General features: G+C 65.4%; 8 protein-coding genes and 1 tRNA gene. 8 read left to right on the top strand and 1 reads right to left on the bottom strand.

Annotation, left to right across the window (positions count from 1 at the left end; all coding sequences use genetic code 11):
* The 3 genes from Q0Q36_RS06290 to Q0Q36_RS06300 all read left to right on the top strand — a co-directional run bounded on the left by Q0Q36_RS06290 (position 1) and on the right by Q0Q36_RS06300 (position 2012).
* On the top strand, positions 1-303 hold the full coding sequence (locus tag Q0Q36_RS06290; protein WP_293796492.1) for a hypothetical protein: 303 nt from the start codon (positions 1-3) through the stop codon (positions 301-303).
* Positions 304-496: 193 nt separating this feature from the next.
* Positions 497-1483: a phosphogluconate dehydrogenase (NAD(+)-dependent, decarboxylating) gene (gene gnd, locus Q0Q36_RS06295; RefSeq protein ID WP_293796494.1), complete on the top strand. Its 987-nt coding sequence runs from the start codon at positions 497-499 to the stop codon at positions 1481-1483.
* Positions 1484-1487: 4 nt separating this feature from the next.
* Positions 1488-2012 carry a gluconokinase gene (locus tag Q0Q36_RS06300; protein WP_293796495.1) on the top strand — a complete coding sequence of 175 codons (525 nt, stop codon included), beginning with the start codon at positions 1488-1490 and terminating at the stop codon, positions 2010-2012.
* Positions 2013-2021: 9 nt separating this feature from the next.
* On the opposite strand, the gene Q0Q36_RS06305 is transcribed toward Q0Q36_RS06300, so the two are convergent.
* Positions 2022-3458 (bottom strand): multicopper oxidase family protein, encoded by a 1437-nt coding sequence (locus Q0Q36_RS06305; protein WP_293796496.1) that lies wholly within the window; start codon positions 3456-3458, stop codon positions 2022-2024.
* Positions 3459-3648: 190 nt separating this feature from the next.
* Between Q0Q36_RS06305 and Q0Q36_RS06310 the strand changes: the two genes are divergently transcribed.
* From Q0Q36_RS06310 to Q0Q36_RS06330, 5 genes are all read left to right on the top strand, one after another.
* Positions 3649-3733: transfer RNA gene (locus Q0Q36_RS06310), tRNA-Leu, on the top strand.
* A 137-nt stretch (positions 3734-3870) separates the two neighbouring features.
* Positions 3871-5301 carry a trigger factor gene (gene tig / locus Q0Q36_RS06315; RefSeq protein ID WP_293796498.1) on the top strand — a complete coding sequence of 477 codons (1431 nt, stop codon included), beginning with the start codon at positions 3871-3873 and terminating at the stop codon, positions 5299-5301.
* A gap of 163 nt (positions 5302-5464) precedes the next feature.
* Positions 5465-6088 carry an ATP-dependent Clp protease proteolytic subunit gene (locus Q0Q36_RS06320; protein WP_257731782.1) on the top strand — a complete coding sequence of 208 codons (624 nt, stop codon included), beginning with the start codon at positions 5465-5467 and terminating at the stop codon, positions 6086-6088.
* A gap of 267 nt (positions 6089-6355) precedes the next feature.
* Positions 6356-7627 (top strand): ATP-dependent Clp protease ATP-binding subunit ClpX, encoded by a 1272-nt coding sequence (gene clpX / locus Q0Q36_RS06325; RefSeq protein WP_199092832.1) that lies wholly within the window; start codon positions 6356-6358, stop codon positions 7625-7627.
* Between the two features lie 512 nt (positions 7628-8139).
* Positions 8140-9244 (top strand): LON peptidase substrate-binding domain-containing protein (locus Q0Q36_RS06330; protein ID WP_293796502.1); only part of this gene is annotated, 1105 nt, incomplete at its 3' end.

Raw genomic sequence — 9244 nt, forward strand, 5'->3', positions numbered from 1 at the left:
ATGGGCGCGTTGCTCATCTTCGAATATGACGCGCAGGCCGGCGGGGCCCGGCCGGCCTTGCTCCGGCAGGTCGAGGATCTCGCTCTCGCCTGCAAAGGCCGAATGCACTTTGTCGCGACCGAGCGGGACGAAGGCAGCGGCATCCGCGAACTGATGGCGGTCGACCTCGCCACGGGGGTCGATGCCGATGCGCTTGTGGCGCGCTGCCGGGCCGATCCGGCGTTACCGGAGGGCGTCACGATCAGGCGACTGGTGCTCGAAGATGTCCGATCGATGGAGCCGATCGAACCGCTCTTTCCCTGATCCGCCCAGTCCTGCAGCCTCGTCCCGGACCGTTTTGTCGAGCGCCTGACGCCTGGCCCGGGAACGGGCCGGGCGCGTTCGAACGGACTTCGGTTTCGCCGTGCTGCCTATAGCATTCCCGTCAGGCCTCGCTTGCTCCGCCCGCCGGCTCCATGCTTGAAGCAGAAAAAGCCGGCTTTGCGGAGTGTCTGACATGCAGCTTGGAGTGATCGGCCTCGGCCGGATGGGTGGCAATATCGTGCGCCGGCTGATGCGCGCCGGCCATGAATGCGTGGTCTATGATCGCGATCCGAAGCCGGGCCAGGCGCTCGCCGCCGATGGTGCGATGGTCGCCACCGACCTGAAGGACATGGTCGCCAAGCTCAAGGCGCCTCGCGCCATCTGGGTGATGCTGCCGGCCGGCAAGATCACCGAGGCGACGCTGGCCGAGCTCGCCGGCCTCGTCGGCGCGGGCGATACGCTGATCGACGGCGGCAACGCCTTCTGGAAGGACGATGTCCGCCGCGGCAAGGAGCTTGGCGCCAAGGGCATCCACTACATGGATATCGGCACCTCCGGCGGCGTCCACGGCCTCGATCGCGGCTATTGCCTGATGATCGGCGGCGACAAGACGGCCTTCGATCGGCTGGAGCCGATCTTCGCGACGCTGGCGCCCGGCAAGGGCGAGATCGAGCCGACAAAGCATCGCGACGGCCGCAACCCGACCAGCGAGCAGGGCTATCTCCATTGCGGCCCAACCGGCGCCGGCCATTTCGTCAAGATGATCCATAACGGCATCGAATACGGCATGATGCAGGCCTTCGCCGAGGGCTTCGACCTGCTGCGCAACGCGTCGGCCAAGGAAGGCCTGCCAGCCGAATACGGCTTCGATTTCGACGTCACCGAGATCGCCGAGGTCTGGCGCCGTGGTTCGGTCGTCACCTCCTGGTTGCTCGATCTCACGGCCGAGGCGCTCGCCGCCGACGAGGAGCTCTCCTCCTATACCGGCAATGTCTCGGATTCGGGCGAGGGGCGCTGGACGGTCGATGCTGCCGTCGAGACCGCGACCCCGGCCGAAGTGCTGACCTCGGCGCTGTTCGCGCGCTTCCGCTCGCGCGTCGATCATACCTTCGGCGAGAAGATCCTCTCGGCGATGCGCGCCGGCTTCGGCGGCCATGTCGAGCCCAAGAAGCAGGGCTGAGACGGTGGCAGAAGCAGCAAGCGGCGGCCGCCCGGCCGTCATCGTCGTCATGGGCGTCGCGAGTTCGGGCAAGACCTCGCTCGGCGAGCGGCTGGCGGAGCGTCTCGGCTGGCCCTTCCGCGACGCCGATTCATTCCACCCGCCTGCGAATGTCGCGAAGATGGCCGGCGGCACGCCGCTCAACGACGACGACCGCAAGCCCTGGCTTGCGGCCATCGCCGCCTGGATCGACGATCTCCGGGCAAAGGGCGAGCACGGCATCGTCACCTGTTCGGCGCTGAAGCGCGCCTATCGGCAGGTGATCGTCGGCGACCGGCCGGATGTCGCACTGGTCTATCTCAAGGGGTCGCGTGAACTGATCGGCCGGCGCATGGCGGCCCGCCAGCACCATTTCATGCCGCCGGCCCTACTCGACAGCCAGTTCGCCGCGCTGGAGGAGCCGGGCGCCGACGAGAAGCCCCTGGTCGTCTCGGTCGAGGACAGCAAGGACGCGATCGTGCAGGACGTGGTGGATCGACTGGGCCTCTGACGGCCAGCCTCACGTCACCTCGAACCAGCTCCACAGCCCGAGATCGAAGCGCTCCAGCACCGTCGACGAGATCAGCCAGCGGCCGGGATTGTCTGCGATGAAGGCGATGTGCAGCTTCTTGCGCTCGGGGATCTGCACGGTGTCGAGGAAATAGTTCTCCCAGCCGTCGTCGAGCGGGTGCAGCAGCCGGAAGCTGTGGCCATGGACATGAAACGGCTGGATGAAGGCGGTACGGTTGTCGATCGCCATGACAATCGGCGTGCCGCGCTTGACGCTAAACAGCGGCTTGCCGTCGAGGGAGCCGGTGCCGCCATTGACCCGCCAGGGGCTGGCGAGATCAAGCCCCGAGAAATCGAGCTTCTGGTCCTCGGTGAGCTTCGCGCCGCCCTCGATGACGAGTTCGGGCCGCGTCGCGTCCTGCATCCGCACGCCGAGCGGCAGGGCCGGGTTGAGCTTCAGAGCGGGCGCCGCTGCCGGCGGCACCTGTGGCGCGCCGGCGGTCACGATCCTGACCAGCGGCAGGCCGCCGCCAATCAGGGCGCTGACATTCACGGCAGCGCCGACCTCGATCGGCAGGTCGAGGATCACGTCGTAGCGCGTGCCCGGTGCGAAGGGCAGTTGCGAGCGCACCGGCTCGAAGCTTTCGGTCGGCTGGCTGTCGACCGCGATCACGGTCGCCTTTCCGCCGTCGAAGCGCAAACGCATGATCCGGGCGTTGCAGGCATTCGCGAGCCGGAGGCGGATGCGTGCGCCCGGCCGGGCCGTGATCGGCTGCGGCGGCGAACGGCCGTTGACGGTGAGCCAGCTCCCGAGGCGCCCGGCCGAGGCCGAGGCGTTGCTTTGCAGCACGAAGGGCTGGATCGCCTGATCGTCGCCGATGAGCCAGTCTGTGATGAGCACGGGCAGGGCGAGATCGACCGGAAGCGGCTCCTTCTCGGCGACGATGACGAGCCCGCTCAGGCCACGCCCCGCCGGTTCGGAAGATCCGCCGGCGCGCAGTGGCCGATAGAGCAGAGTACCCGAATCCGGCGGCGTGATCCGGAACTCGCCGATCTCTCCGGGCGCGATGGGCGGGCGTGTGAAGCTGGCGGCGCCGTCGCGCTCGGCCTCGCCACGCAGCCCGTACCAGTGCAGGTCGAGCGGCGCAGTCGTCTTGTTCTCCAGCTTGAGGGAGAGGGTCTCGCCCTGCTTGATTCGCAAGGTCGGGCCGGGCGTGGCGCCATCGAAGGCCCAGATATCGGTGTCGACCGGAGGCGTGGGGCGCAGCCTCGCCTTCGTCGGCGCGGCGACCAGCGTCTGTCGCAGCGGTTCGGCCGCAGGCTTGGTGGCCGGGGTTGGCGCCTGTGCTAGGCTGGTTCCCGGCGCCAGCAGGCCGGCGCCGGCAAGCCCCGCCAGGCATTGGCGGCGCGTGAGCGAGGGCAGGGTGGCAGTCGGCGGTTTCATCATGGCATATCGCATAATCTGGCCGACCGGCTCTGGCGAGAGCCGGTGACGCTCCCGCTGCGAAATGGCCGGCGGGCGGGCTGTTTTGCAGAACCGTCATTTTTTTGCTGCATGGCCCGGCCGAAATGCGTATAGGCCTGCGGCTTGGACGATGGCCGCGCTGCGTTTGCTCGCGCGCAGCGCTATCGGGCCGGCGGGCGTGGCGGAATTGGTAGACGCACTGGTTTTAGGTACCAGCGGCGAAAGTCGTGGGGGTTCGAGTCCCTCCGCCCGCACCATCGGTCTTGATCATCGCGTGCCCGTCAGGGTGTGAAACGATGATCGATGTGGAGAGTTTTTCGCGAGCGCGGCGGCGGTCGGAACCGGCGTCGCGCTTTGGACATTGAGACGTAAACGAGCTGTTGGCGGTACAAAAATGAACGTGACCGAAACCCTGTCCCAGGGCCTCAAGCGCGAATTCCAGGTGGTGCTGAACGCCGCCGACCTGAAGACCAGGCTCGATGGCAGCCTCCAGGACCTCCAGGGCAAGGCCAAGATCAATGGCTTCCGCCCGGGCAAGGTGCCGGTCGCGCATCTGCGCCGCCTTTATGGCCGCTCGGTCATGTCCGACGTGCTGCAGAACGCCGTCAACGAGGCGAACCAGAAGATCGTCGCCGACAACAACCTGAAGCTCGCCTTCGAGCCGCAGATCCGCTTCCCCGAGAACAAGGAAGAGATCGAGGCCGCGATGGAGGCCAAGGGCGATCTCGCTTTCACCGTCGCGCTCGAGGTTCTCCCGAAGATCGAGCTCGCCGACCTCTCGGACGTCTCGCTCGTGAAGCCGGTGGCCGAGGTTCCGGACGCCGATGTCGACGCCGCGCTGCTGCGCATGGCCTCCGGCAACCGCAGCTACTCGACCAAGGGCGAGAAGGCCAAGGCCGAGAAGGGCGATCGCCTGATCATCTCCTTCGTCGGAACGCTCGACGGCGAGAAGTTCGACGGCGGCACGGGCGAGGGCATCCCGCTCGATCTCGGCGCCGGCCAGTTCATCCCGGGCTTCGAGGAGCAGCTCGAAGGCGCCAAGACCGGCGAGACCCGCACCGTCAAGGTGACCTTCCCCGAGAACTATGCGGCCGAAAACCTCGCCGGCAAGCCGGCCGAATTCGAGGTCACCGTCACCGACGTGCAGGGCCCGGACGCCATCGAGATCAATGATGAGCTAGCCAAGGCCTTCGGCATGGAGTCGCTCGACAAGCTCAAGGAAGCCGTGAGCGAGCAGATCGGCCGTGACTTCACCGCTCAGTCGCGCCGCAAGCTCAAGAAGGGCCTGCTCGACGCGCTCGATGGCAAGTACAGCTTCGAGCTGCCGCCGACCCTGGTCGAGCAGGAGTTCGCCAGCGTCTGGAGCCAGGTCGAGGCCGACATGAAGCAGGCCAACAAGACCTTCGCCGACGAGGACACCACCGAGGACGCCGCCCGCGCCGACTACCGCAAGATCGCCGAGCGGCGCGTGCGCCTGGGCCTCGTGCTGGCCGAGATCGGCGAGCAGGCCAAGGTCCAGATCTCGGACGACGAGGTCACTCAGGCCTTGATCGAGCGCGCCCGCCAGTTCCCGGGCCAGGAGAAGCAGGTCTGGGAGTTCTATCGCAAGAACCCGCAGGCTCTGGCTGAGATCCGCGCCCCGATCTTCGAGGAGAAGGTCGTCGATCACCTCCTCGGCCAGGTGAAGGTTGAGGATCAGACGGTTTCGCGCGAGGCGCTCTACGCCGACGACGACGCCGAGGAAGCCACCGAGGCCAAGCCGAAGAAGGCCGCCGCCAAGAAGACGAAGAAGGCCGAAGCCAAGGCCGACGACGCTTCCGCCTGAGCCTTGCGGCAACCTTAACGACAGCATTCGCGCCGCCGGCCTTCGCGACCGGCGGCGCTTCCCTTTTCAGCCGCGATTGCCGTGCTTAAGTGGGTGTCTTCCTAGACGCCGCTGATTCGACATCTCGCTGGGTTTCCCAGCGCTCCATCTCAAGGACAGATCCATGCTTCGCGATCCGCTCGAGACCTACAACAATCTCGTCCCGATGGTGGTCGAGCAGTCGAGCCGCGGCGAGCGCGCCTTCGACATCTATTCGCGCCTGCTGCGCGAGCGCATCATCTTCTTGACCGGCCCGGTCGAGGATTACTCCGCCTCGCTGATCGTGGCGCAGCTCCTGTTCCTCGAAGCCGAGAACCCGAAGAAGGAAATCTCCTTCTACATCAACTCGCCCGGCGGCGTGGTCACCTCCGGCCTCTCGATCTACGACACCATGCAGCTGATTCGCTGCCCGGTGACCACGGTCTGCATCGGCCAGGCCGCCTCGATGGGCTCGCTGCTGCTGACGGCCGGCGCCAAGGACATGCGCTTCGCCCTGCCGAACGCGCGCATCATGGTTCACCAGCCCTCCGGCGGCTTCCAGGGCCAGGTCACCGACATCCTGATCCACGCCAAGGAAGTCGAGAGCCTGAAGAAGCGGCTGAACGAGATCTACGTGAAGCACACCGGACGCTCCTACGAGGATATCCACGCCGCCCTGGAGCGAGACAATTTCATGACCGCCGAGCAGGCCAAGGAATTCGGCCTGATCGACAAGGTCATGGAGCGCCGGCCGGAGACCGAGGCCTGATCGGGCGCTCGCGATCCTGTGGGTTGGCCCGGCTCATCCGAGCCCCCATATTGAATGAGGGACGGCCCCGTGTTTGCATGGGGTCGGGGGTGAGCGGACGGGCGCTCCATTCTGATCCGGCTTAGGCTGGCCCTGCGTATCCGAATGTACCGGAACGGGCCGTTAACCTAATCATCGTGATCTGAGCGCTTAAGTTATGACGGAGAGACGACGGCTGCACCCGCCACCGGCGATGCGGCTCCCGGCTCCCGAACTGGAGATGGACGGATGGCTAACAAGCCCGGCGGCGACTCGAAGAGCACGCTTTACTGCTCTTTCTGCGGCAAGAGCCAACATGAGGTTCGCAAGCTCATCGCGGGCCCGACCGTGTTCATCTGCGATGAATGCGTCGAGCTCTGCATGGACATCATCCGCGAGGAATCCAAATCCGCGCTGGTGAAGTCGAAGGACGGCGTGCCGACCCCCAAGGAAATCCGCAAGGTTCTCGACGACTACGTCATCGGCCAGGAGCACGCCAAGAAGGTGCTCTCGGTTGCGGTGCACAACCACTACAAGCGCCTCTCGCACGCGACGAAGCAGAACGACGTCGAGCTCGCGAAGTCGAACATCCTGCTGATCGGGCCGACCGGCTCGGGCAAGACGCTGCTGGCGCAGACGCTCGCCCGCATCCTCGACGTGCCCTTCACCATGGCCGACGCGACGACGCTGACCGAGGCCGGCTATGTCGGCGAGGATGTCGAGAACATCATCCTCAAGCTGCTCCAGGCCTCCGACTACAATGTCGAGCGGGCGCAGCGCGGCATCGTCTATATCGACGAGATCGACAAGATCAGCCGCAAGTCGGACAATCCCTCGATCACCCGTGATGTCTCGGGCGAGGGCGTCCAGCAGGCGCTGCTGAAGATCATGGAAGGCACCGTTGCCTCCGTGCCGCCGCAGGGCGGGCGCAAGCATCCCCAGCAGGAATTCCTGCAGGTCGACACCACCAACATTCTCTTCATCTGCGGCGGCGCCTTCGCCGGTCTCGACAAGATCATTTCGAGCCGCGGCAAGGGCACCTCGATCGGCTTCGGCGCCAAGGTCGAGGCCCCCGATGATCGCCGCATCGGCCAGATCTTCCGTCAGGTCGAGCCCGAGGATCTCCTGAAATTCGGCCTGATCCCCGAATTCGTCGGCCGCCTGCCGGTCCTGGCGACGCTGGAGGATCTCGACGAGCCGGCGCTGAAGACCATCCTGACCGAGCCGAAGAACGCGTTGGTCAAGCAGTATCAGCGCCTGTTCGAGATGGAGGACACCCAGCTCACCTTTACCGACGAGGCGGTCAGCCTGATCGCCCGCAAGGCGATCGAGCGGAAGACCGGCGCGCGCGGCCTGCGTTCGATCATGGAGGGCATCCTGCTGGAGACCATGTACGAACTTCCCGGCCTCGAAGGCGTCGAGCAGGTCGTGATCGGCCCCGAGGCTGTCGAGAACAAGGCGCGTCCGCTCTTCATCTACGCGGAGCGCGAGGACGAGACCAAGACGGCCTCGGCCTCCTGATCTCTCCCGCATTGCGACAACAGGACGCGCGCCCTTGGCGCGCGTTTTGCGTTTCAGATGGCATGGGCTGATCGCGGTTTCGCATCGCGACAACCTGGTCCGAAGTCGAAACACGAGATGCCTCCGATCCGGCTATGAACGTCATTGCGAGCGCAGCGAAGCAAACCAGGGGAACCGGGCGCAACGGTCCAACCCAGCCCTCCTGGATTGCTTCGTCGCTCTGTCCCTCGCAAAGACGGCCAGATTGCCTGATCGAAAAGCACTGCGAATTCAAAGCTGAAGATCAGGAGTTCCCCCGATCTTCCAGCCATGCAAGGCAGTAGTGCATGAAGCTGATACCTCGCTTGAAAGCCGGCGAGGAAGTCTCCACTTTAGGTGCACTTGCGAGAGTCGCATGCCTAGCGAGGGTGCGATGCGCGAGGGCGGAAAGGCGAATGGTCGCCTTGGCCGCACACGTCCGATCGTTCCGCCCATCTTGGGGGTCCGCCGGGCGCAACTGCAAAGGAACTGCCATGACTGGCTCGACGCCCCGCGCTCCATTCGTCACAGGCGAGACCGGCACCTACCCGGTTCTGCCTTTGCGCGACATCGTCGTTTTCCCCCATATGATCGTCCCGCTCTTCGTCGGCCGCGAGAAGTCCATCCGCGCGCTCGAGGAAGTCGTGAAGACGGACGGGCTCATCCTGCTGGCGACACAGAAGAATGCCGGCGACGATGACCCGCAGCCCAACGAGATCTACGAGATCGGCACGCTCGCCCGCGTGCTGCAGCTCCTGAAGCTGCCCGACTCCACCGTGAAGGTGCTGGTCGAGGGCGTCGGCCGCGCCAAGGCCTCGTCCTATTCCGCGTCCGATTCCTTCTACGAGGCGGAGGCTACCGGCCTTGCCGAGGAAGAGGGCAAGAAGGTCGAGGTCGAGGCGCTCGCCCGTTCGGTCGTCAGCGAATTCGAGAGCTATGTGAAGCTCAACAAGAAGATCTCGGGCGAGATCGTCGCCGCGGTCACGCAGATCGACGAGCCGGCCAAGCTCGCCGACACCGTCGCCTCGCATCTGGCGGTCAAGATCGCCGATCGCCAGGGCGTGCTGGAGATCACCAACGTCGCCCACCGCCTGGAGAAGGTGCTCTCGCTCATGGAAAGCGAGATGTCCGTGCTCCAGGTCGAGAAGCGCATCCGCTCGCGCGTCAAGCGCCAGATGGAGAAGACCCAGCGCGAGTACTATCTCAACGAGCAGATGAAGGCGATCCAGAAGGAGCTGGGCGACGGCGAAGAAGGCCGCGACGAGCTTGCCGAGCTGGAAGAGCGCATCGCTCAGACCAAGCTGACCAAGGAAGCTCGCGACAAAGCGACAGCGGAGATGAAGAAGCTCCGCCAGATGTCGCCGATGTCCGCGGAGGCGACCGTCGTGCGCAACTATCTCGACTGGATGCTTGGCATCCCGTGGAACAAGCGCTCGAAGATCAAGAAGGATCTCAACGCGGCCCAGCTGGTGCTCGACGACGATCATTTCGGCCTCGACAAGGTCAAGGACCGTATCGTCGAGTATCTCGCCGTGCAGCAGCGCGCCAACAAGCTCGCCGGTCCGATCCTGTGCCTCGTCGGCCCTCCGGGCGTCGGCA

This window comes from uncultured Allobosea sp., assembly GCF_945957345.1.
Lineage (GTDB): Bacteria > Pseudomonadota > Alphaproteobacteria > Rhizobiales > Beijerinckiaceae > Allobosea.

Coding starts and splice junctions, on each gene's coding strand:
- Q0Q36_RS06290 (WP_293796492.1), top strand. CDS start 1: ATGGGCGCGTTGCTCATCTTCGAATATGACGCGCAGGCCGGCGGGGCC.
- gnd (WP_293796494.1), top strand. CDS start 497: ATGCAGCTTGGAGTGATCGGCCTCGGCCGGATGGGTGGCAATATCGTG.
- clpX (WP_199092832.1), top strand. CDS start 6,356: ATGGCTAACAAGCCCGGCGGCGACTCGAAGAGCACGCTTTACTGCTCT.
- Q0Q36_RS06320 (WP_257731782.1), top strand. CDS start 5,465: ATGCTTCGCGATCCGCTCGAGACCTACAACAATCTCGTCCCGATGGTG.
- Q0Q36_RS06305 (WP_293796496.1), bottom strand. CDS start 3,458: ATGATGAAACCGCCGACTGCCACCCTGCCCTCGCTCACGCGCCGCCAA.
- tig (WP_293796498.1), top strand. CDS start 3,871: ATGAACGTGACCGAAACCCTGTCCCAGGGCCTCAAGCGCGAATTCCAG.